At 48.3% G+C, this 22,697-nt stretch carries 13 protein-coding genes, 4 tRNA genes, 6 rRNA genes and 1 other RNA gene; 8 read left to right on the top strand and 16 right to left on the bottom strand.

Going from position 1 to position 22,697, the window contains the following annotated elements:
* Nucleotides 1–54: 54 nt before the first annotated feature.
* The 10 genes from rrf (ACBP46_RS12175) to ACBP46_RS12220 form a co-directional block, all read right to left on the bottom strand.
* A 5S ribosomal RNA gene (gene rrf / locus ACBP46_RS12175) occupies nucleotides 55–169 on the bottom strand.
* Between the two features lie 159 nt (nucleotides 170–328).
* Nucleotides 329–3,209, bottom strand: a 23S ribosomal RNA gene (locus ACBP46_RS12180).
* Between the two features lie 355 nt (nucleotides 3,210–3,564).
* Nucleotides 3,565–3,640, bottom strand: a tRNA-Ala gene (locus tag ACBP46_RS12185).
* Between the two features lie 11 nt (nucleotides 3,641–3,651).
* Nucleotides 3,652–3,728 (bottom strand) — tRNA-Ile (locus ACBP46_RS12190).
* A gap of 92 nt (nucleotides 3,729–3,820) precedes the next feature.
* Nucleotides 3,821–5,357, bottom strand: a 16S ribosomal RNA gene (locus tag ACBP46_RS12195).
* A 449-nt stretch (nucleotides 5,358–5,806) separates the two neighbouring features.
* Nucleotides 5,807–5,921, bottom strand: a 5S ribosomal RNA gene (gene rrf / locus ACBP46_RS12200).
* 158 nt (nucleotides 5,922–6,079) lie between these two features.
* Nucleotides 6,080–8,960, bottom strand: a 23S ribosomal RNA gene (locus ACBP46_RS12205).
* A gap of 355 nt (nucleotides 8,961–9,315) precedes the next feature.
* Nucleotides 9,316–9,391: transfer RNA gene (locus tag ACBP46_RS12210), tRNA-Ala, on the bottom strand.
* 11 nt (nucleotides 9,392–9,402) lie between these two features.
* Nucleotides 9,403–9,479: transfer RNA gene (locus tag ACBP46_RS12215), tRNA-Ile, on the bottom strand.
* A 92-nt stretch (nucleotides 9,480–9,571) separates the two neighbouring features.
* Nucleotides 9,572–11,108 (bottom strand): 16S ribosomal RNA (locus tag ACBP46_RS12220).
* The 16S, 23S and 5S rRNA genes sit together here with 4 tRNA genes alongside, the layout of an rRNA operon.
* An 886-nt stretch (nucleotides 11,109–11,994) precedes the next feature.
* On the opposite strand from ACBP46_RS12220, the gene ACBP46_RS12225 reads away from it, so the two are divergent.
* Complete coding sequence (locus ACBP46_RS12225) at nucleotides 11,995–12,960, top strand: nucleoside recognition domain-containing protein (RefSeq protein ID WP_371016998.1); 966 nt, start codon at nucleotides 11,995–11,997, stop codon at nucleotides 12,958–12,960.
* Here the strand turns inward: ACBP46_RS12225 and msrA are convergent.
* Nucleotides 12,957–13,493 (bottom strand): peptide-methionine (S)-S-oxide reductase MsrA, encoded by a 537-nt coding sequence (gene msrA, locus ACBP46_RS12230; RefSeq protein WP_371016999.1) that lies wholly within the window; start codon nucleotides 13,491–13,493, stop codon nucleotides 12,957–12,959. The genes ACBP46_RS12225 and msrA overlap by 4 nt on opposite strands.
* A gap of 116 nt (nucleotides 13,494–13,609) precedes the next feature.
* On the opposite strand from msrA, the gene lgt reads away from it, so the two are divergent.
* A complete protein-coding gene (gene lgt / locus ACBP46_RS12235) occupies nucleotides 13,610–14,398 on the top strand; it encodes a prolipoprotein diacylglyceryl transferase (protein WP_371017000.1) in 789 nt (262 codons plus the stop codon).
* Here lgt and ACBP46_RS12240 read toward each other — a convergent pair.
* From ACBP46_RS12240 to ACBP46_RS12260, 5 genes are all read right to left on the bottom strand, one after another.
* Entirely contained in the window at nucleotides 14,364–15,083 is a 720-nt protein-coding gene (locus ACBP46_RS12240) for an SIMPL domain-containing protein (protein ID WP_371017001.1), read from the bottom strand. The genes lgt and ACBP46_RS12240 overlap by 35 nt on opposite strands.
* Nucleotides 15,084–15,129: 46 nt before the next feature.
* Nucleotides 15,130–15,318: non-coding RNA, 6S RNA (ssrS, locus tag ACBP46_RS12245), on the bottom strand.
* A gap of 44 nt (nucleotides 15,319–15,362) precedes the next feature.
* Nucleotides 15,363–15,674, bottom strand: a complete 312-nt coding sequence (locus ACBP46_RS12250) for a cell division protein ZapA (RefSeq protein ID WP_077733799.1) — start codon at nucleotides 15,672–15,674, stop codon at nucleotides 15,363–15,365.
* Complete coding sequence (locus tag ACBP46_RS12255) at nucleotides 15,675–16,103, bottom strand: hypothetical protein (RefSeq protein ID WP_371017002.1); 429 nt, start codon at nucleotides 16,101–16,103, stop codon at nucleotides 15,675–15,677. It abuts the gene before it with no gap.
* Between the two features lie 84 nt (nucleotides 16,104–16,187).
* A complete protein-coding gene (locus ACBP46_RS12260; protein WP_371017003.1) occupies nucleotides 16,188–16,751 on the bottom strand; it encodes an RNA pyrophosphohydrolase in 564 nt (187 codons plus the stop codon).
* A 64-nt stretch (nucleotides 16,752–16,815) separates the two neighbouring features.
* Between ACBP46_RS12260 and ACBP46_RS12265 the strand changes: the two genes are divergently transcribed.
* From ACBP46_RS12265 to tolB, 6 genes are all read left to right on the top strand, one after another.
* On the top strand, nucleotides 16,816–18,552 hold the full coding sequence (locus ACBP46_RS12265) for a proline--tRNA ligase (RefSeq protein WP_371017004.1): 1,737 nt from the start codon (nucleotides 16,816–16,818) through the stop codon (nucleotides 18,550–18,552).
* Between the two features lie 73 nt (nucleotides 18,553–18,625).
* The gene (gene ybgC / locus ACBP46_RS12270; RefSeq protein ID WP_371017005.1) at nucleotides 18,626–19,039 is read left to right on the top strand and encodes a tol-pal system-associated acyl-CoA thioesterase; all 414 of its coding nucleotides are present in this window, start codon (nucleotides 18,626–18,628) and stop codon (nucleotides 19,037–19,039) included.
* A 2-nt stretch (nucleotides 19,040–19,041) separates the two neighbouring features.
* Nucleotides 19,042–19,713: a protein TolQ gene (gene tolQ, locus ACBP46_RS12275; RefSeq protein ID WP_371017006.1), complete on the top strand. Its 672-nt coding sequence runs from the start codon at nucleotides 19,042–19,044 to the stop codon at nucleotides 19,711–19,713.
* A gap of 1 nt (nucleotide 19,714) precedes the next feature.
* Nucleotides 19,715–20,149 (top strand): ExbD/TolR family protein, encoded by a 435-nt coding sequence (locus ACBP46_RS12280; RefSeq protein WP_371017007.1) that lies wholly within the window; start codon nucleotides 19,715–19,717, stop codon nucleotides 20,147–20,149.
* A 14-nt stretch (nucleotides 20,150–20,163) separates the two neighbouring features.
* A complete protein-coding gene (tolA, locus tag ACBP46_RS12285; protein ID WP_371017008.1) occupies nucleotides 20,164–21,375 on the top strand; it encodes a cell envelope integrity protein TolA in 1,212 nt (403 codons plus the stop codon).
* Nucleotides 21,376–21,391: 16 nt separating this feature from the next.
* Nucleotides 21,392–22,693: a Tol-Pal system beta propeller repeat protein TolB gene (gene tolB / locus ACBP46_RS12290; RefSeq protein ID WP_371017009.1), complete on the top strand. Its 1,302-nt coding sequence runs from the start codon at nucleotides 21,392–21,394 to the stop codon at nucleotides 22,691–22,693.
* Nucleotides 22,694–22,697 lie beyond the last annotated feature (4 nt).

Raw genomic sequence — 22,697 nt, forward strand, 5'->3', positions numbered from 1 at the left:
AAAAGACGAAAAAAAACCCCTGTTGGATCACCAACAGGGGTTTTTAGTATAAGAGCTTGACGATGACCTACTTTCACAGGCGCACAGCCCACTATCATCGGCGCAAAGGCGTTTCACTGTCCTGTTCGGAATGGAAAAGGAGTGGTGCCACCTTGCTATGGTCGTCAAGCGTAAAACGGTCACTGGGCTGCTGGACGCAGCGCAGTCAATCTGGGAAAAAGCACACGTTGATCCGTACGGATCAACGGGGTAGTGTATTCGTGAATTTGGATTGCGTGTTAAGTTTTTTGATGTACGACACTTGAAACTCAGTAACCTAAAAGGTTATAGGATCAAGCCGCACGGGCAATTAGTACTGGTTAGCTACGTGCATTGCTGCACTTCCACACCCAGCCTATCAACGTCCTGGTCTCGAACGACCCTTCAGGGGGGTCAAGCCCCCGGGATACCTAATCTTCAGACGAGTTTCCCGCTTAGATGCCTTCAGCGGTTATCTCTTCCGTACTTAGCTACTCGGCGATGCCATTGGCATGACAACCGATACACCAGCGGTACGTCCACTCCGGTCCTCTCGTACTAGGAGCAGGCTCCGTCAAGTATCCAACGCCCACGGCAGATAGGGACCAAACTGTCTCACGACGTTTTAAACCCAACTCACGTACCTCTTTAAATGGCGAACAGCCATACCCTTGGGACCGGCTACAGCCCCAGGATGAGATGAGTCGACATCGAGGTGCCAAACACCGCCGTCGATATGAACTCTTGGGCGGTATCAGCCTGTTATCCCCAGAGTACCTTTTATCCGTTGAGCGATGGCCCTTCCATACAGAACCACCGGATCACTATGTCCTACTTTCGTACCTGTTCGACTTGTCAGTCTCACAGTTAAGCACGCTTATGCCATTGCACTATCAAGACGATTTCCGACCGTCTCTAGCGTACCTTCGAACTCCTCCGTTACACTTTAGGAGGAGACCGCCCCAGTCAAACTGCCCACCATGCACGGTCCCCGATCCGGATAACGGACCTAGGTTAGAACCATAAACAGACCAGGGTGGTATTTCAAGGTTGGCTCCACGCAGACTAGCGTCCACGCTTCAGTGCCTCCCACCTATCCTACACAGGCCGGTTCACGATCCAATGCAAAGCTACAGTAAAGGTTCATGGGGTCTTTCCGTCTAGCCGCGGGTAGATTGCATCTTCACAACCACGTCAACTTCGCTGAGTCTCAGGAGGAGACAGTGTGGCCATCGTTACGCCATTCGTGCAGGTCGGAACTTACCCGACAAGGAATTTCGCTACCTTAGGACCGTTATAGTTACGGCCGCCGTTTACCGGGGCTTCGATCAAGAGCTTGCACCCCATCACTTAACCTTCCGGCACCGGGCAGGCGTCACACCCTATACGTCCACTTTCGTGTTTGCAGAGTGCTGTGTTTTTAATAAACAGTCGCAGCCACCGATTCACTGCGGCCCCTTCATGCTTTGCGCGCAGGCGCATCACACTACCAGGGCATACCTTCTCCCGAAGTTACGGTATCAATTTGCCGAGTTCCTTCTCCTGAGTTCTCTCAAGCGCCTTGGAATATTCATCCCGTCCACCTGTGTCGGTTTGCGGTACGGTCTTGTAAAGCTGAAGCTTAGAGGCTTTTCTTGGGACAACTTCCAATCAGTTTGGGTCCGTAGACCCATTCAGCGACACCCTTGAATTACGCGCCCGGATTTGCCTAAGCGCCTTCTATGATGCCTCAACGAGGTAATCCAACACCTCGATGACCTTCCGTCATCCGTCCCCCCATCGCACTTTACAATGGTGCGGGAATATTAACCCGCTTCCCATCAGCTACGCATCTCTGCCTCGCCTTAGGGGCCGACTCACCCTGCGCCGATGAACGTTGCGCAGGAAACCTTGGACTTACGGCGAGGGAGCTTTTCACTCCCTTTATCGCTACTCATGTCAGCATTCTCACTTCTGATACCTCCAGCATGCCTCTCGACACACCTTCGCAGGCTTACAGAACGCTCTCCTACCACGTGAATAAATTCACGTCCGCAGCTTCGGTAACTGGCTTAGCCCCGTTACATCTTCCGCGCAGGACGACTCGATCAGTGAGCTATTACGCTTTCTTTAAAGGGTGGCTGCTTCTAAGCCAACCTCCTGACTGTCTATGCCTTCCCACTTCGTTTCCCACTTAGCCCGTTTTAGGGACCTTAGCTGGCGGTCTGGGTTGTTTCCCTCTTGACACCGGACGTTAGCACCCGATGTCTGTCTCCCGTACTGTACTTGTCGGTATTCGGAGTTTGCCATGGTTTGGTAAGTCGCTGTGACCCCCTAGCCATAACAGTGCTCTACCCCCGACAGTAATATACGAGGCACTACCTAAATAGTTTTCGAAGAGAACCAGCTATCTCCAAGCTTGTTTAGCCTTTCACTCCGATCCACAGTTCATCCCCTAATTTTTCAACATTAGTGGGTTCGGTCCTCCAGTAAGTGTTACCTTACCTTCAACCTGACCATGGATAGATCGCCTGGTTTCGGGTCTACACCCAGCGACTGAATCGCCCTATTCGGACTCGCTTTCGCTACGCCTCCCCTACTCGGTTAAGCTTGCCACTGAATGTAAGTCGCTGACCCATTATACAAAAGGTACGCAGTCACACCACGAGGGTGCTCCTACTGTTTGTATGCATACGGTTTCAGGATCTATTTCACTCCCCTTCCGGGGTTCTTTTCGCCTTTCCCTCACGGTACTGGTTCACTATCGGTCGATTACGAGTATTTAGCCTTGGAGGATGGTCCCCCCATATTCAGACAGGATTTCACGTGTCCCGCCCTACTTATTCGACGCTTAGTACCACCAGTTAGATTTCGCTTACGGGACTATCACCCACTACGGTGTGCCTTTCCAGACACTTCAACTATCTAACTGACTATCTCGTCCAGGCTGCTCCGGTTTCGCTCGCCACTACTTCCGGAATCTCGGTTGATTTCTTTTCCTCGAGTTACTTAGATGGTTCAGTTCACTCGGTTCGCTTCACTGCTCCTATGTATTCAGAGCAGGATACTGTTTAAAAACAGTGGGTTCCCCCATTCGGAAATTTACGGATCAACGCTTGTTTGTCAACTCCCCGTAACTTATCGCAGACTACCACGTCCTTCATCGCCTGTAATCGCCAAGGCATCCGCCGTATGCACTTATTCGCTTGATCCTATAACGTTTTAGGCTATAGGATTATGAGTTTACGTATTTGTGCCGTTCATCACTCAAGTGCTTTGAGTCGCTACATTGCTGTAGCTATTCAATCTATTGAGAACTATTTGAACAAAATTGTTAATTTGCAATCACAACCCGTCTATTCAGAGGTTAACTAGTTAGTTAACCGCATGAATACACTTTTCGTTGTGCTTTTTCCAGATTGTTAAAGAGCAGAACTGCATTGGGCCTCAACCCAACGATAAGAGCAGTAGTGTATCAGGGTAAACCCGAAACTACAACGCTTATCGTTGAACTGATATGTCACCATACCGTGTTCTGTGTTCCATACGACCGTACCGCAAAGGTAGTGGTGGAGGATGACGGGATCGAACCGACGACCCCCTGCTTGCAAAGCAGGTGCTCTCCCAGCTGAGCTAATCCCCCGAGGTATTTCGTGGTGGGTCAAGTTGGAATCGAACCAACGACCCCCGCCTTATCAAGACGGTGCTCTAACCGACTGAGCTACTGACCCAACTGATTCACCAGTAGGTGATAACCTTGGTCATGGAACCAATACTAACAGCCAATAAGTGTGGACGCTTTCGCTTTGTGAGCTTCGCTCTTAAAGGAGGTGATCCAGCCGCAGCTTCCGCTACGGCTACCTTGTTACGACTTCACCCCAGTCATGAATCCCACCGTGGTAAGCGCCCTCCTTGCGGTTAGGCTACCTACTTCTGGTGAAACCCACTTCCATGGTGTGACGGGCGGTGTGTACAAGACCCGGGAACGTATTCACCGCGGCATTCTGATCCGCGATTACTAGCGATTCCGACTTCATGGAGTCGAGTTGCAGACTCCAATCCGGACTACGATCGGGTTTCTGGGATTAGCTCCCCCTCGCGGGTTGGCGACCCTCTGTCCCGACCATTGTATGACGTGTGAAGCCCTACGCATAAGGGCCATGAGGACTTGACGTCATCCCCACCTTCCTCCGGTTTGTCACCGGCAGTCTCATTAGAGTGCTCTTGCGTAGCAACTAATGACAAGGGTTGCGCTCGTTGCGGGACTTAACCCAACATCTCACGACACGAGCTGACGACAGCCATGCAGCACCTGTGTTCCGGTTCCCTTGCGGGCACAATCCAATCTCTTAGATCTTCCAGACATGTCAAGCGTAGGTAAGGTTTTTCGCGTTGCATCGAATTAATCCACATCATCCACCGCTTGTGCGGGTCCCCGTCAATTCCTTTGAGTTTTAATCTTGCGACCGTACTCCCCAGGCGGTCAACTTCACGCGTTAGCTGCGCTACTAAGGCCTATTGGCCCCAACAGCTAGTTGACATCGTTTAGGGCGTGGACTACCAGGGTATCTAATCCTGTTTGCTCCCCACGCTTTCGTACCTGAGCGTCAGTATTATCCCAGGGGGCTGCCTTCGCCATCGGTATTCCTCCACATATCTACGCATTTCACTGCTACACGTGGAATTCTACCCCCCTCTGACATACTCTAGCTAGGCAGTTAAGAATGCAGTTCCAAGGTTGAGCCCTGGGATTTCACATCCTTCTTTCCTAGCCGCCTGCGTACCCTTTACGCCCAGTAATTCCGATTAACGCTTGCACCCTACGTATTACCGCGGCTGCTGGCACGTAGTTAGCCGGTGCTTATTCTACAGGTACCGTCATTGGCACCGGGTATTAACCGGTGTTGTTTCTTCCCTGTCAAAAGTGCTTTACAACCCGAAGGCCTTCATCACACACGCGGGATGGCTGGATCAGGGTTCCCCCCATTGTCCAAAATTCCCCACTGCTGCCTCCCGTAGGAGTCTGGGCCGTGTCTCAGTCCCAGTGTGGCTGGTCGTCCTCTCAAACCAGCTACGGATCGTTGCCTTGGTAGGCTTTTACCCCACCAACTAGCTAATCCGACATCGGCTGCTCCAGTAGTGAGAGGTCCTAAGATCCCCCTCTTTCCTCCGTAGAGAATATGCGGTATTAGCCACTCTTTCGAGTAGTTATCCCCCGCTACTGGGCACATTCCGATGCATTACTCACCCGTCCGCCACTCGCCACCAAGAGAGCAAGCTCTCTCGTGCTGCCGTTCGACTTGCATGTGTAAAGCATCCCGCTAGCGTTCAATCTGAGCCAGGATCAAACTCTTCAGTTTAATCTCTGTTTTAAGTTGTTTTGGTTAAAAACCAAAACGGAGTGTACTCAAAGAAATATTCAGTTATTTGCACAAGGCAAAACCTATATTTCTTTATGCGAGCACTTGATATAACTATGTGGCGCATCCTCGTGAGAGGATGTTAGCTCACTCATTCCAAGCGCCCACACTTATCGGCTGTTAAATTGTTAAAGAGCAAAGTAAACCCAAAAGGTTAACTTTAAATCGCAACCACTGCAGCAAACGTGTTTGCATTGCGGTGATCAGCGAAGAATTAAATTATGACTTAATTCTGAAACACTGTCAAGTGTTTTTGAGAATATCTTTATTAAGACATTTTCAAAAAAACCTGTTTGTTTGAAGTAGTAATTATAACAAATTTATTAAAACTTGCAAACATACCGGGAAATAAAACCCCGTCGGATCACCGACGGGGTTTCGGTATAAGAGCTTGACGATGACCTACTTTCACAGGCGAGCAGCCCACTATCATCGGCGCAAAGGCGTTTCACTGTCCTGTTCGGAATGGAAAAGGAGTGGTGCCACCTTGCTATGGTCGTCAAGCGTAAAACGGTTACTGGGCTGCTGGACGCAGCGCAGTCAATCTAGGAAAAAGCACACGTTGATCCGTACGGATCAACGAGGTAGTGTATTCGTGAATTTGGATTGCGTGTTAAGTTTTTGATGTACGACACTTGAAACTCAGTAACCTAAAAGGTTATAGGATCAAGCCGCACGGGCAATTAGTACTGGTTAGCTACGTGCATTGCTGCACTTCCACACCCAGCCTATCAACGTCCTGGTCTCGAACGACCCTTCAGGGGGGTCAAGCCCCCGGGATACCTAATCTTCAGACGAGTTTCCCGCTTAGATGCCTTCAGCGGTTATCTCTTCCGTACTTAGCTACTCGGCGATGCCATTGGCATGACAACCGATACACCAGCGGTACGTCCACTCCGGTCCTCTCGTACTAGGAGCAGGCTCCGTCAAGTATCCAACGCCCACGGCAGATAGGGACCAAACTGTCTCACGACGTTTTAAACCCAACTCACGTACCTCTTTAAATGGCGAACAGCCATACCCTTGGGACCGGCTACAGCCCCAGGATGAGATGAGTCGACATCGAGGTGCCAAACACCGCCGTCGATATGAACTCTTGGGCGGTATCAGCCTGTTATCCCCAGAGTACCTTTTATCCGTTGAGCGATGGCCCTTCCATACAGAACCACCGGATCACTATGTCCTACTTTCGTACCTGTTCGACTTGTCAGTCTCACAGTTAAGCACGCTTATGCCATTGCACTATCAAGACGATTTCCGACCGTCTCTAGCGTACCTTCGAACTCCTCCGTTACACTTTAGGAGGAGACCGCCCCAGTCAAACTGCCCACCATGCACGGTCCCCGATCCGGATAACGGACCTAGGTTAGAACCATAAACAGACCAGGGTGGTATTTCAAGGTTGGCTCCACGCAGACTAGCGTCCACGCTTCAGTGCCTCCCACCTATCCTACACAGGCCGGTTCACGATCCAATGCAAAGCTACAGTAAAGGTTCATGGGGTCTTTCCGTCTAGCCGCGGGTAGATTGCATCTTCACAACCACGTCAACTTCGCTGAGTCTCAGGAGGAGACAGTGTGGCCATCGTTACGCCATTCGTGCAGGTCGGAACTTACCCGACAAGGAATTTCGCTACCTTAGGACCGTTATAGTTACGGCCGCCGTTTACCGGGGCTTCGATCAAGAGCTTGCACCCCATCACTTAACCTTCCGGCACCGGGCAGGCGTCACACCCTATACGTCCACTTTCGTGTTTGCAGAGTGCTGTGTTTTTAATAAACAGTCGCAGCCACCGATTCACTGCGGCCCCTTCATGCTTTGCGCGCAGGCGCATCACACTACCAGGGCATACCTTCTCCCGAAGTTACGGTATCAATTTGCCGAGTTCCTTCTCCTGAGTTCTCTCAAGCGCCTTGGAATATTCATCCCGTCCACCTGTGTCGGTTTGCGGTACGGTCTTGTAAAGCTGAAGCTTAGAGGCTTTTCTTGGGACAACTTCCAATCAGTTTGGGTCCGTAGACCCATTCAGCGACACCCTTGAATTACGCGCCCGGATTTGCCTAAGCGCCTTCTATGATGCCTCAACGAGGTAATCCAACACCTCGATGACCTTCCGTCATCCGTCCCCCCATCGCACTTTACAATGGTGCGGGAATATTAACCCGCTTCCCATCAGCTACGCATCTCTGCCTCGCCTTAGGGGCCGACTCACCCTGCGCCGATGAACGTTGCGCAGGAAACCTTGGACTTACGGCGAGGGAGCTTTTCACTCCCTTTATCGCTACTCATGTCAGCATTCTCACTTCTGATACCTCCAGCATGCCTCTCGACACACCTTCGCAGGCTTACAGAACGCTCTCCTACCACGTGAATAAATTCACGTCCGCAGCTTCGGTAACTGGCTTAGCCCCGTTACATCTTCCGCGCAGGACGACTCGATCAGTGAGCTATTACGCTTTCTTTAAAGGGTGGCTGCTTCTAAGCCAACCTCCTGACTGTCTATGCCTTCCCACTTCGTTTCCCACTTAGCCCGTTTTAGGGACCTTAGCTGGCGGTCTGGGTTGTTTCCCTCTTGACACCGGACGTTAGCACCCGATGTCTGTCTCCCGTACTGTACTTGTCGGTATTCGGAGTTTGCCATGGTTTGGTAAGTCGCTGTGACCCCCTAGCCATAACAGTGCTCTACCCCCGACAGTAATATACGAGGCACTACCTAAATAGTTTTCGAAGAGAACCAGCTATCTCCAAGCTTGTTTAGCCTTTCACTCCGATCCACAGTTCATCCCCTAATTTTTCAACATTAGTGGGTTCGGTCCTCCAGTAAGTGTTACCTTACCTTCAACCTGACCATGGATAGATCGCCTGGTTTCGGGTCTACACCCAGCGACTGAATCGCCCTATTCGGACTCGCTTTCGCTACGCCTCCCCTACTCGGTTAAGCTTGCCACTGAATGTAAGTCGCTGACCCATTATACAAAAGGTACGCAGTCACACCACGAGGGTGCTCCTACTGTTTGTATGCATACGGTTTCAGGATCTATTTCACTCCCCTTCCGGGGTTCTTTTCGCCTTTCCCTCACGGTACTGGTTCACTATCGGTCGATTACGAGTATTTAGCCTTGGAGGATGGTCCCCCCATATTCAGACAGGATTTCACGTGTCCCGCCCTACTTATTCGACGCTTAGTACCACCAGTTAGATTTCGCTTACGGGACTATCACCCACTACGGTGTGCCTTTCCAGACACTTCAACTATCTAACTGACTATCTCGTCCAGGCTGCTCCGGTTTCGCTCGCCACTACTTCCGGAATCTCGGTTGATTTCTTTTCCTCGAGTTACTTAGATGGTTCAGTTCACTCGGTTCGCTTCACTGCTCCTATGTATTCAGAGCAGGATACTGTTTAAAAACAGTGGGTTCCCCCATTCGGAAATTTACGGATCAACGCTTGTTTGTCAACTCCCCGTAACTTATCGCAGACTACCACGTCCTTCATCGCCTGTAATCGCCAAGGCATCCGCCGTATGCACTTATTCGCTTGATCCTATAACGTTTTAGGCTATAGGATTATGAGTTTACGTATTTGTGCCGTTCATCACTCAAGTGCTTTGAGTCGCTACATTGCTGTAGCTATTCAATCTATTGAGAACTATTTGAACAAAATTGTTAATTTGCAATCACAACCCGTCTATTCAGAGGTTAACTAGTTAGTTAACCGCATGAATACACTTTTCGTTGTGCTTTTTCCAGATTGTTAAAGAGCAGAACTGCATTGGGCCTCAACCCAACGATAAGAGCAGTAGTGTATCAGGGTAAACCCGAAACTACAACGCTTATCGTTGAACTGATATGTCACCATACCGTGTTCTGTGTTCCATACGACCGTACCGCAAAGGTAGTGGTGGAGGATGACGGGATCGAACCGACGACCCCCTGCTTGCAAAGCAGGTGCTCTCCCAGCTGAGCTAATCCCCCGAGGTATTTCGTGGTGGGTCAAGTTGGAATCGAACCAACGACCCCCGCCTTATCAAGACGGTGCTCTAACCGACTGAGCTACTGACCCAACTGATTCACCAGTAGGTGATAACCTTGGTCATGGAACCAATACTAACAGCCAATAAGTGTGGACGCTTTCGCTTTGTGAGCTTCGCTCTTAAAGGAGGTGATCCAGCCGCAGCTTCCGCTACGGCTACCTTGTTACGACTTCACCCCAGTCATGAATCCCACCGTGGTAAGCGCCCTCCTTGCGGTTAGGCTACCTACTTCTGGTGAAACCCACTTCCATGGTGTGACGGGCGGTGTGTACAAGACCCGGGAACGTATTCACCGCGGCATTCTGATCCGCGATTACTAGCGATTCCGACTTCATGGAGTCGAGTTGCAGACTCCAATCCGGACTACGATCGGGTTTCTGGGATTAGCTCCCCCTCGCGGGTTGGCGACCCTCTGTCCCGACCATTGTATGACGTGTGAAGCCCTACGCATAAGGGCCATGAGGACTTGACGTCATCCCCACCTTCCTCCGGTTTGTCACCGGCAGTCTCATTAGAGTGCTCTTGCGTAGCAACTAATGACAAGGGTTGCGCTCGTTGCGGGACTTAACCCAACATCTCACGACACGAGCTGACGACAGCCATGCAGCACCTGTGTTCCGGTTCCCTTGCGGGCACAATCCAATCTCTTAGATCTTCCAGACATGTCAAGCGTAGGTAAGGTTTTTCGCGTTGCATCGAATTAATCCACATCATCCACCGCTTGTGCGGGTCCCCGTCAATTCCTTTGAGTTTTAATCTTGCGACCGTACTCCCCAGGCGGTCAACTTCACGCGTTAGCTGCGCTACTAAGGCCTATTGGCCCCAACAGCTAGTTGACATCGTTTAGGGCGTGGACTACCAGGGTATCTAATCCTGTTTGCTCCCCACGCTTTCGTACCTGAGCGTCAGTATTATCCCAGGGGGCTGCCTTCGCCATCGGTATTCCTCCACATATCTACGCATTTCACTGCTACACGTGGAATTCTACCCCCCTCTGACATACTCTAGCTAGGCAGTTAAGAATGCAGTTCCAAGGTTGAGCCCTGGGATTTCACATCCTTCTTTCCTAGCCGCCTGCGTACCCTTTACGCCCAGTAATTCCGATTAACGCTTGCACCCTACGTATTACCGCGGCTGCTGGCACGTAGTTAGCCGGTGCTTATTCTACAGGTACCGTCATTGGCACCGGGTATTAACCGGTGTTGTTTCTTCCCTGTCAAAAGTGCTTTACAACCCGAAGGCCTTCATCACACACGCGGGATGGCTGGATCAGGGTTCCCCCCATTGTCCAAAATTCCCCACTGCTGCCTCCCGTAGGAGTCTGGGCCGTGTCTCAGTCCCAGTGTGGCTGGTCGTCCTCTCAAACCAGCTACGGATCGTTGCCTTGGTAGGCTTTTACCCCACCAACTAGCTAATCCGACATCGGCTGCTCCAGTAGTGAGAGGTCCTAAGATCCCCCTCTTTCCTCCGTAGAGAATATGCGGTATTAGCCACTCTTTCGAGTAGTTATCCCCCGCTACTGGGCACATTCCGATGCATTACTCACCCGTCCGCCACTCGCCACCAAGAGAGCAAGCTCTCTCGTGCTGCCGTTCGACTTGCATGTGTAAAGCATCCCGCTAGCGTTCAATCTGAGCCAGGATCAAACTCTTCAGTTTAATCTCTGTTTTAAGTTGTTTTGGTTAAAAACCAAAACGGAGTGTACTCAAAGAAATATTCAGTTATTTGCACAAGGCAAAACCTATATTTCTTTATGCGAGCACTTGATATAACTATGTGGCGCATCCTCGTGAAAGGATGTTAGCTCACTCATTCCAAGCGCCCACACTTATCGGCTGTTAAATTGTTAAAGAGCAAAGTAAACCCAAAAGGTTAACTTTAAATCGCAACCACTGCGGCAAAACGTGTTTGCGTTGCGGTGATTAGCGAAAGATGAATTATGAAGTGTTTTTGAAAACATGTCAAGTAATTTTTACTAGACCTTCATTTCATCGTTTAAATCAAAAGGCTTGGAAATAAAATAAAGCACTTTAATTTAAACCCTGGTAACCAGGTAAGCATTAAACTATAACAAGTATTTTTTAATGCTGCAAGTTATTTTTAAATATATTTAAAAGTAACTGCGCTGCGTTTGAAGCAAGGAACGTATAGTAAGCTAATATCGTTGCCGCTGTCAAGCGGCCAAAAAATAATTTTTTTGGCCTGCCGCTTTGCTTGTTAGGGTTAACCCCTAGGTGTTCCGCGACAGAAAAGTAACTATAGCACTAAGTTTATGAAACTGACAAGTCTTTTTTTAAAAAAATCATAAATAATCTTTAAAAGGCTTTGAAAACACATAGAGTCGCGTACTTCTCTTTACGCATAATCGTGCTGCCCTCTATATATATAGCAATGCTGCCCTCTTATATATAGCAGCGTTGTCCTCTCCTCTATATATAGAGCAATAATTTTCGTGCTTTTCATAGAGACGCTTTTCAACCACGGGGTTCACTACCTATAAAGACTTCATTGATACAATACGCCCTACTCTTTTGGAGCTCATTTATGTTTGCTTATCTCTCTCAGGTGGCACAGCGTAGCTGGCGCATGTTTTTAACTGTGGCCAAAATTATGGTGCCTGTTTTATTTATTGTGCATCTAGCAGATCAACTGGGCTTAGTAACATGGATTGCCCAACTGCTTTCGCCTGTAATGGCTCTGCTGCATCTACCTCCTGAGGCAGGTATTGTGTGGGTAACCACTATACTCACTAATATATATGGCGGCATTGCCACCCTAGGAGCCTTATCTGACTCATTAAGCTTGAACGCAGCACAGTTAAGCGCTTTAGGTGCCATGATGCTTATTGCACATAATTTACCAATGGAGCAGGCCATAGCGCAGCGAGCAGGTGCTAGCGCATTTATCACCGGGGCATTGCGGATAGGGGTCGCTATGATCTATGGTGCCTTTGTGACTTGGACTCTAAGTGCTATGAATGTGTTGGCTGATCCTGTTAATTTAAGCTGGCTAAGCACAGAAATACCAAAAGAAGATTTAGGTTTTTTTGACGCATGGGGTGTTTGGCTAATAGGTACGTTACGAACTTTGGGTATGACGGCACTTATTATTACGATGCTAGTTGTGATATTGGATCTGTTAGAGCGTGTCGGTTTCACCCGATTGCTAGCCAAAGCCCTAACGCCCCTTTTAAGACTATCTGGTTTAGATCAGCGTGTAGCCCCTGTAACCACAGTAGGTGTACTACTAGGTTTAAGTTATGGTGGAGCACTAATAATAGAAGAAGCACAAAAAAGTAACTTTGATGCCAAAACACGGTTATTGGCTTTGTCGTGGCTTTCGTTGTCCCACTCGTTAATTGAAGACACCTTGTTAATTGCTGCATTAGGCGCTGATGTCTGGATTATTTTGGCTGGGCGCGTCGCCATTACCTTAATTGTAATGGCGGTTATGGCATGGATACTAAAACGCATGCAGTTTGGCTCTAGAACCGTCACACCACTGCATTAATCATTGCGAGTCTTAATTAATGTTTTATACGCTTTGGAAAACTCGCGCAGTTTAGGTTGAATCACCTTCATACTATAAGGCTGAGTAGAATTTAGCAGGTAGTAATCTGAATGTTCGGGCTCGGCCGGCCAAAAAACAGAAGCGGGTATCAGGCGCGTTACGATGGGTTTTTTAAGTTTAAGCTCGAGCTGATCTATACGCGCCTGAGCCGCTGCGTGTTGTTCGGGCAAAGTATAAAAAATAGCAGATGCGTATTGACTGCCCTCGTCTGGGCCTTGCTTATTAAGACTAGTGGGATCGTGCAGTGAAAAAAACACGTCTAATAAGGTTTCAAAAGTAATCCTGTCTGGGTCATAGCGTACCTGTACTACCTCGATGTGTCCGGTATTGCTGTTGTGTACTGTCTGCCGAGTGGGGTAATGCGTTTTCCCACCACTGTATCCTGGGTATACATAAGTGACCCCTCGTAATGCGCCAAATGCGGGCTCGATTGACCAGAAACAACCCGCCCCAAATAAAACAGCTGCAGTCATCGTGTCTCCTTTTGTGTATGATTTGGTATTCATTCTTATTTCACACTGCAAAGCCTAGCTTATCGTTTGAGCTCGTTTCCGGCTATTTAGTATTTCTACCGTAGGATCTGAAAATCATGCTCCATCATCCACAGTTTGATCCCATTGCTATTCAATTAGGGCCTTTGGCAGTGCACTGGTACGGATTGATGTATTTAATTGGCTTTGCTTTGGTTTGGCTGTTGGGAAACTATCGCATACGGCAGGGGCAGGCTCCTCTGGATAAGAAAGGACTAGAGGATTTAATTTTTTATTGTATTTTGGGCGTAATCTTGGGTGGTAGGCTGGGTTATGTCTTTTTTTATCAGGCCGCTTATTATTTGCAACCGGACCATTGGTGGCACATTTTTTATCTGTGGGAAGGCGGCATGTCCTTTCACGGTGGTCTGATTGGCGTGCTTACCGTTTTGTTTTGGTTTAGCCATAGACGCAACATCTCTTTTTTTCGCCTAGGCGATTTTCTGGCCCCACTTATACCATTAGGGTTAGCTGCAGGGCGTTTAGGTAACTTTATCAATGGTGAGCTATGGGGTCGTCCCACTGATGCACCTGGGGGGATGGTATTTCCTCAGGCCATGGATGGCTTAGCACGCCACCCTTCGCAGCTTTATCAGATGCTGCTTGAAGGCATTTGTTTGTTTATTATTTTATGGTGGTTTTCAGCTAAGCCTAGGCCCAAAGGCCAGGTCAGCGGTTTGTTTCTAATAGGCTACGGCTTATTCCGCTTTATTGTGGAATTCAGCCGTGAGCCTGATGCTTTTCTGGGACTTCTGTGGGCCAACCTTTCCATGGGGCAATGGCTTTCTATCCCAATGATGATCTTAGGGTTGGTTATTTTTTATCAAGCAAGTAAATCGAACCGCTAAGACTCAAGCTAAGTTCCTCTGTACCTGAATCTATAGGTAAATCTTGTGCAGCACCCACCGCAGAGGCGGCCATCATTTCATACTGTGCACGTGGTGCTTTAAATACAGCGCCTCTGCCACCAAGATTCACTTCTTTGAGTCGGTACGAACTAAAGCCTAACGCTTGTGCCATTGCTAGAGCGCGCTGCTGGAAAGCTTGGGCTGCGTCTTGCATTAATTCACTCTCAACCTGCATGCGCGTTTTTTTCGAAACAGAAAAATTCACATTTGCCACAGGCATTTGATCTTGATAAGTGGCTGCTAATTTTGAAGCCGCTTCAATATCTGTGGACTCAAATAACAACTGTGACTGACCAATCCAACCCGTGACTTTGCCGTCTTTATCGTGCTGCGGTCGTACATAATAATTGCCACTGCTGACTTTTACTTTGTCTTGTTTTTTAGCTTCGGCAAGCACGTGGCTGACAACCTCTGTTAGTTGCTGAGTCACTACGGCCTGCTCGCTGCTTTGACGTGTTGCCTGCAAAGTAATAGTAACAGTGTCTTGTTGTACCTCGGTGTAGGCTTGAGCTTCGAGGTTTAAAATAGGCAACTTTCGAAGGGAAGACGGCTCTGCATGAGCAGCACTAAGTAAACTCAAAGTTAGTGAAGTTACCGCCAATGAAGATAACCATGTAGTACGCATTAAAAGGCTCCTAGAAAAAAAGCCGGCAAAAGCCGGCTTTTATAAGAAATGCCCCACCTGTGGCGTCAAGGCCGGCATCCTGGGAACCTAGGGTTCACAAGGTGGTTGCCATCAAACAAGTTTCGGGATCACTAGACAAAGTAGCGATGCACTCCTGCTTGTTAATCCAGCAACCTAATGCCATAAGCATTGGTTCAAGGAATATATGGCCACGTCTCGCACACGGCAGGGACTTAAACGATACTACCTATATATCTTACCAAAATCTGTAAGTTTTATTTAACGATTTTGATCATTTGTTCCGAGCACACCATCCATCAGACGGTGCATATCATCTATTTTACGCTTAAAGTCGCCTAAAGCAAGATCACCAAGAGGACCATTCGGGGCTTTCATGGACAAAAGCTCGACAGCAATTTGAATAGCTGCCATTACTGCAATGCGCTCGTTGCCGCTAGTGCGACCAGCGTCTTTAATGCGCTCCATGTGCTGATCCACATGCTGGACTGCTTCAAGCAACTTGGCTTTTTCTGATGGGGGGCAAGCCAACGTGTAATCACGCCCAAGTAAATTGATATCCAAGCGTTCCATTTAAGGCTCCAGCTGTTCAGGAACAAGACTAATAGCACCACTGGGCAAACGATCGAGGATATGACTGACGTGATCTCGCGCCAAGGTAGCGGCCTGCTCTAAGGTAGCAGCTCTGGTTTCGCTATGCTGTAATCGCTGACGTAGCTGAGCGAGTTCCTCTTGCTGCTGTATAAGTTCGTTGTATAAGAGTTCTTGTGCCTCTTCAGCGGTTTGCTTTGCGCTTTGCATTTCAACCTGATGGCGAGTTACTACCTCGGCCATCGAAGCGTACTCATTTTGCTGAGTGCTGAGTTGGTCACGCAATGTCGTGCGCTCTTGTTCAAGAAGCTTAACGCGCGACAGAAGCTCAGAGCGTTCACTTTTTAAACGTTCGGAGTACGAAACCAAACGACTAATGCGATTGGCTAATTGGTCTAGATCCTGCAGCATAGGCATAATCAGTAAAAAGAGAACCCAAAAGAATAAGACGAGGATTTATCATAACCCCATGTAAGCACATAGGGCTATGATTAACTAGTTATTATGCGTAAGATTTAACTCTGTGTTTTGGCGCTGCCTATAGGCGGCATAACCTCGTTGACGTAAAAAACGAGTTTCTTGCTTGTGTTTAAAAACATGCACCGATAATTCATTCAGTGCTTGGAAATAAACTTCTCGCTTAAAATCAATGACTGCGTCTAAAGGTACCCAATACTCACTCCAGCGCCACGCATCAAACTCAGGGGTTTCTGTAGCTCTTAGGCTAACATCACTATCGCGTCCAACCATGCGAAGCAAAAACCAAATTTGTTTTTGTCCCTTGTAATGACCGCGTGCCTCTCGGCGCACGAAGTGATTGGGTACGTTATATCGCAACCAATCGCGCGTCCGTCCTAAAATGCGGACGTGTTCGGGTAGTAATCCGACCTCTTCGTGAAGTTCTCTGTACATAGCTTGTACAGGACTTTCACCTTGTTGGATACCGCCTTGAGGAAACTGCCAAGCGTGTTCCTTTATGCGCTTACCCCAAAACACTTCATTCTTGCGATTCACAAGAATGATTCCTACATTTGGACGGTAGCCTTCACGATCTAACATAGGCCACCTCTATATAATTTCAATACAATTACTTAGATTATACGTACCTGTTGAGTTCACTACCATGTATGCAAGCCACTATCACATTAATACCTTAAAAGAAGCCCCTTCTGAAGCCGAAGTTGCTAGTCATCAGCTCATGACACGTGCCGGGATGATTCGACGTGTAGCAGGTGGCATTTATACCTATATGCCACTTGGATTAAAGGTTTTACGCAAAATTGAAAATATAGTACGCGAAGAAATGGATCGCGCCGGCGCTCTTGAGCTATTGATGCCTGTGGTTCAGCCTGCAGAACTTTGGCAGGAAACAGGACGTTGGGACGAGTACGGTGCAGAATTACTGCGTATTAAAGACAGACATCAACGTGACTTTGTCTTACAGCCCACCTCTGAAGAGGTAGTTACCGATATTGTGCGCAACGAAATTCAAAGCTGGCGTCAATTACCCGTTAACTTCTATCACATCCAAACTAAATTCCGCGATGAGCGTCGTCCTCGCTTTGGCTTGATGCGTGGTCGCGAATTCACCATGAAAGATGCGTACTCATTCGATCGCAACGAAGAAGAGGCGCAAAAAAGTTATGACATCATGTATGCGGCCTATACCCGTATTTTTGAGCGGCTTGGTCTGACTTTCCGCGCGGTTGCAGCAGACACTGGCTCGATTGGTGGCTCACGCAGTCACGAGTTTCAAGTGATTGCAGATACTGGTGAAGATGAAATTGTATATAACCCGAACAGTGATTATGCTGCCAATATAGAATTGGCCCCTGCACCTGGTTTAATTGCTGAGCGCGCTGCGCCAACGGCTGAACTAGAAAAAGTGGCTACACCCGATGCGACTAAATGCGAGTTAGTTGCCGCACAACTTAAACGTCCACTCAGCGATACAGTTAAAGCCGTCGTACTCGCTACCGAGCCCACCAGCACCCAAGCTCATTCCCAAATTTGGCTCTTGTTAGTGCGTGGTGATCATGATCTTAACGAGGTCAAAGTCGGCAAGCTCCCCGGTTTTGAAGAAGGGTTTCGCTTAGCCACCGAAGAAGAAATCCAAACGCATTTTGGTTGCGTACCAGGCTATCTTGGCCCTGTTGGACTGTCGGATACGGTCAAAGTCATTGCCGATACAACTGTATCCAACATGAGTGATTTTATCTGTGGTGCAAACGAAGCCGGCTATCACTACGTAGGGGTAAACTGGGGTCGTGATTTAGCTCAGGCTACTGTTGCGGACTTACGCAATGTAGTTGCTGGCGACCCTGACCCACAAGGTTCGGGACAACTAGCTATTCAGCGTGGTATTGAAGTGGGTCATGTTTTCTTTTTAGGCGACACCTACTCCAAAAAACTCCAAGCCACCTATCTGGACAAAGACGGTAAACCGCAACTCATCCAAATGGGGTGTTATGGAATCGGCGTCAGCCGTATTGCAGCGGCAGCCATAGAGCAAAATCATGATGCTAAAGGTATTATTTGGCCTAAAGCTCTTGCACCATTCGAAGTGGTCATTTGCGCCTTAAATTGGAACAAAAGTGAAGAGGTACAAAAAGCCGCAACCAGCTTATACAATCAACTAAAAGAACAAGGCATTGATGTAATTTTAGATGACCGTGATGTGCGACCAGGTGTAATGTTCGCGGACTGGGAGCTAATCGGTGTGCCAATACGCGTTACCATTGGCGACAGAGGCCTCAAAGATGGCATTATCGAAGTGCAACAACGTCGTGGCGGCGACATAGAGAAGGTTATTACCGCTTCAGCTTTAAGCCATATTCAACAAAACCTAGCCAGCTTATAACCCTAACCTAGCCGAGACGACTTCAGTCTCGGCCTATTTTCTTCACATTATTTACAAAGACATGCCAACTGAAATGAGTCAAAATGCCAATGAGCTTCAGATTCGCGTATATTACGAGGATACTGATGCAGGCGGCATTGTTTTTTATGCCAACTATCTTAAATTTTTTGAGCGTGCTCGTACGGAGTGGCTCAGACGTTTAGGTATTAATCAATCGCAATTGGCTCAAACTGATCACCAACTCTTTGTAGTAAAACAAGCAAGTATCGACTATATGCGCCCAGCACAGCTAGATGATCTGCTCACTATACGTAGTGAAATTACTCACATCGGGGGGGCTTCGGTTCACTTTGCCCAAGAAGCTTGGTGTAACGAACAGCTTTTGTGTCAAAGTACTATTGTGGTGGTGTGTGTGGATGCCAATGCCATGCGCTCTACAAAAATTAAACCTCATCTTCGATCCATTTTAGAACAAGCTCAGGGTTGACCATGCAAGCTAGCAGTGAACTATCACTAATCTCATTATTACTTGACGCCAGTATTCCAGTTCAGCTTGTAATGCTGTTACTGGTAGGTATTTCCATCGTGTCGTGGAGCTATATTTTTAGCAAGCGCGCAGCCATTAAGCGCACCGAGGAGCAAACTCGTCGCTTTGAAGATGACTTCTGGACAGGGGGTGACTTAACCGTGTTGCAACAAGCCATAGCAACACGACGTGAAGAGCACGGAGCCCTCGCGCGTATCTTTGAGGCTGGTATGTCCGAGTTCATTAAAGCGCGTCGTAGCAACCAAAAAGGTGATGCGCTTCTAGACGGGCCGCGCCGCGCTATGCGAGCCACCTTCCAACGAGAACTGGATCAGCTTGAGTCCAGACTAAACTTTTTAGCCTCAGCGGGTTCAGTTAGCCCTTATATTGGTCTATTGGGCACCGTATGGGGAATTATGCATGCGTTTATTGGTTTGTCCGGAGCCCAATCCGCAACCTTAGCTTCGGTAGCTCCAGGTATTGCAGAGGCATTGATTGCAACAGCCATTGGCTTATTTGCGGCGATCCCTGCAGTCGTAGCCTACAATCGTTTTACAAATGAAGTCGATCGTATTGCTGTGCGCTTCGAGGGGTTTGTAGACGAATTCCTTAATATTTTGCAACGTCAGGTGTGACATGTCTTCGCTACGTGGTAATTCAAGACGTCAAAATCGTCGCCTAAAAAACGAAATTAACGTCGTACCCTATATCGATGTCATGTTGGTGCTGCTTGTTATTTTTATGGTCACCGCACCAATGATTACACCAGGCCTCATTGATTTGCCCTCTGTAGGGCAAGCCTCTGAAGTTCCTGCCGTTCCCATTGAGGTGCAGATCGATAAAGATGGGCAAATGTCTATTCGCTTGCGCGAAGGCGACGCTCAGTTTCATTCAATAACAGCAGAAAACCTGGTTAATGAAGTCAGTGAGCTTGCTCTAGATCAAAACCCAGTAGTTATTGCAGCGGATGGTGAGGTTCCCTACGCTTCTGTAATGGAAATTATGGATCAATTGCGTAGCAACGGCTTTACCCGTTTAGGTTTCTTGGTTAATCAAGACACAAGCCAATAAGTTATTAAGCACGAATGCGTTTATTTAATCGAACAAAGTACAGCTTGTTAACACCCGAAGAGCGCGAACAGCGGCGTGGTCTGATTTATGCTATTGCTTTGCACCTTGGTCTGTTGCTTTTGCTGCTTATCGGTTTGTTCAGTATGCCTAAAGACCCAAGTCCAGTTCAAATTGAGCTATGGGCCGAAGGCGAAATGGCTATTGCTGAAAATAAGGATGAGCCTGCTACTCAGCCTGAGGATGAGCCTATTGTTGAGCCCACGTCAGAATCGGAGCCTGAGCCTGAGCCCACCCCTGAACCTGAACCAGAGCCTACGCCGGAACCTGAGCCTGAAGCTCCCGCTCCTACAGAGCCCGATGTCACTCCACCACCGGCCGAAGACCCTGAAATTGCTTTAGAAAAAGCACGTCAAGAAAAAGCGGAAGCAGAGCGTAAAGCCAAAGCAGAAGCCGAGCAAAAAGCTAAAGCCGAAGCAGAACGTAAAGCCAAAGCAGAGGCCGAGCAAAAAGCTAAAGCCGAAGCAGAACGTAAAGCCAAAGCAGAGGCCGAGCAAAAAGCTAAAGCCGATGCAGAACGTAAAGCCAAAGCAGAAGCCGAGCAAAAAGCTAAAGCCGAAGCAGAACGTAAAGCCAAAGAAGAAGCCGAGCAAAAAGCTAAAGCCGAAGCAGAACGTAAAGCCAAAGCAGAGGCCGAGCAAAAAGCTAAAGCCGAGGCAGAGCGTAAAGCCAAAGCAGAGGCCGAGCAAAAAGCTAAAGCCGAGGCAGAGCGTAAAGCCAAAGCAGAGGCCGAGCAAAAAGCCAAGGCAGAAGCACAGCGTAAGGCCAAAGCAGAAGCCGAACGTAAAGCAAAAGAAGACGCTTTCCGTGCCGCACTCTTAGGCGATGGTAAGCAAATAGCAGGTGCTTCGGGTGGTACGGCCAATCGCAACCAAGTTGCAGGAAGTGGTGGTGATGACGGTTATGGAGCTAAAGTACGCTCATGTGTACGTCCTCGTGTAATTTATAACACCCCGCCTCGCAGTGGATCACAAAACCCTGCATTACAATATCGTGTAGATTTAAATCCTGATGGCACAGTACGCAATGTGCGTATTACACGCTCCTCAGGGATCGCACTATTTGATGATGCGGTACAAAAAGGGATAGCCAAATGCTCACCCTTCCCCAAACCAGCTAATGGACGCTACCCACCATCAATTGAGGGTGAGTACCGTATGTATGACTAAACAGGAGATTGCCATAATGACCGCAACCCTATCCCCAAATGTAAAACGCAGTAGTCGTGTTGGTGCTATAGCTGCTGTATTAACTACTGCCATGCTATGCAGCCAAACAGTGCAAGCCCAGCTGCGCGTCGACATTTCTGGCGTAGGTGCTACTCAGTACCCTATCGCGGTAGCCGATTTTGAAAATAATCCAGCCGCCCAACCTATTGCTGAAATTATTCGGGCCGACCTAAGTCGTTCTGGACAGTTTCAGTTAGTAAATGCTACAGGCGCTAATCTAAACAGTGAAAGCCAAATTGACCATTCTGCGTGGCGTAATCGTGGCGCGGACTACCTTGCTTATGGTTCTGTTAATCAAAGCGGCGGTCAATACAACATCACGTACAGATTGGTTGATGCAGTAAATGGCGTCGAGATGGATGGTATTGCCTTTGCTGGCAATGAAAAAGAATTGCGTCGTTTGTCTCACCGAATTGCTGACCGTATTTATGAAAAAATTACGGGCATTCGTGGAGTGTTTTCTACACGCATCGCCTATGTGTTGCAAACAGGAGACAATTATGAGTTACAAATTGCAGATGCTGACGGCCAAAACCCTCAAGTAATGCTACGCTCTAAAAGCTCCATTATATCGCCAGCTTGGTCTCCAGATGGGTCTAAACTTGCCTACGTTAGCTTTGAAACGGAAAAACCAGTGGTCTATGTACAGACCTTAGCTACGGGCAAGCGCGAACCTGTTGCCAACTTCAAAGGTAACAACAGTGCGCCTGCATGGGCACCTAGCGGAAACCAACTAGCTGTGGTGCTTTCACGCGATGGCATCTCGCAAATCTACACCATCAATGCAGATGGCTCAGGCTTGCGTCGTGTTATGCGCTCACCACTCATTGACACAGAACCTTCCTACTCTCCAGATGGTGGTTCACTGGTTTTCACAAGCGATCGTGGTGGCAACCCCCAGATTTATCAAGTTGACCTCAGTGGAGGTGATGCTCGCCGTATTACATTTAACGGTAGTTACAATATCTCACCCGAAGTCGCTCCCGATGGTAATAATCTTGTTTATGTGACACGGAGAAATGGCGCGTATCGCATTGCTCTGCAAAACATGCAAACAGGCAGTGAACAACTGTTAACCACGGGGCCGGATGATTTATCACCTAGCTTTGCGCCAAATGGAATGCAAGTTTTATATAGTTCAATCCAAGGTGGACGTAGTGTGCTAGCGGTAACCTCTGTTGACGGACGTGTACGTCAAACCCTGTCGTCGTTGAATGGTAAAGTTCGCGAACCGACTTGGGGGCCGTTTACAAACTAATTTC

Source organism: Paenalcaligenes hominis (genome assembly GCF_041359055.1).
GTDB classification, from domain to species: Bacteria; Pseudomonadota; Gammaproteobacteria; order Burkholderiales; family Burkholderiaceae_B; genus Paenalcaligenes; species Paenalcaligenes hominis_A.

Coding starts and splice junctions, on each gene's coding strand:
- ACBP46_RS12225 (WP_371016998.1), top strand. CDS start 11,995: ATGTTTGCTTATCTCTCTCAGGTGGCACAGCGTAGCTGGCGCATGTTT.
- msrA (WP_371016999.1), bottom strand. CDS start 13,493: ATGACTGCAGCTGTTTTATTTGGGGCGGGTTGTTTCTGGTCAATCGAG.
- lgt (WP_371017000.1), top strand. CDS start 13,610: ATGCTCCATCATCCACAGTTTGATCCCATTGCTATTCAATTAGGGCCT.
- ACBP46_RS12240 (WP_371017001.1), bottom strand. CDS start 15,083: ATGCGTACTACATGGTTATCTTCATTGGCGGTAACTTCACTAACTTTG.
- ACBP46_RS12250 (WP_077733799.1), bottom strand. CDS start 15,674: ATGGAACGCTTGGATATCAATTTACTTGGGCGTGATTACACGTTGGCT.
- ACBP46_RS12255 (WP_371017002.1), bottom strand. CDS start 16,103: ATGCTGCAGGATCTAGACCAATTAGCCAATCGCATTAGTCGTTTGGTT.
- ACBP46_RS12260 (WP_371017003.1), bottom strand. CDS start 16,751: ATGTTAGATCGTGAAGGCTACCGTCCAAATGTAGGAATCATTCTTGTG.
- ACBP46_RS12265 (WP_371017004.1), top strand. CDS start 16,816: ATGTATGCAAGCCACTATCACATTAATACCTTAAAAGAAGCCCCTTCT.
- ybgC (WP_371017005.1), top strand. CDS start 18,626: ATGAGTCAAAATGCCAATGAGCTTCAGATTCGCGTATATTACGAGGAT.
- tolQ (WP_371017006.1), top strand. CDS start 19,042: ATGCAAGCTAGCAGTGAACTATCACTAATCTCATTATTACTTGACGCC.
- ACBP46_RS12280 (WP_371017007.1), top strand. CDS start 19,715: ATGTCTTCGCTACGTGGTAATTCAAGACGTCAAAATCGTCGCCTAAAA.
- tolA (WP_371017008.1), top strand. CDS start 20,164: ATGCGTTTATTTAATCGAACAAAGTACAGCTTGTTAACACCCGAAGAG.
- tolB (WP_371017009.1), top strand. CDS start 21,392: ATGACCGCAACCCTATCCCCAAATGTAAAACGCAGTAGTCGTGTTGGT.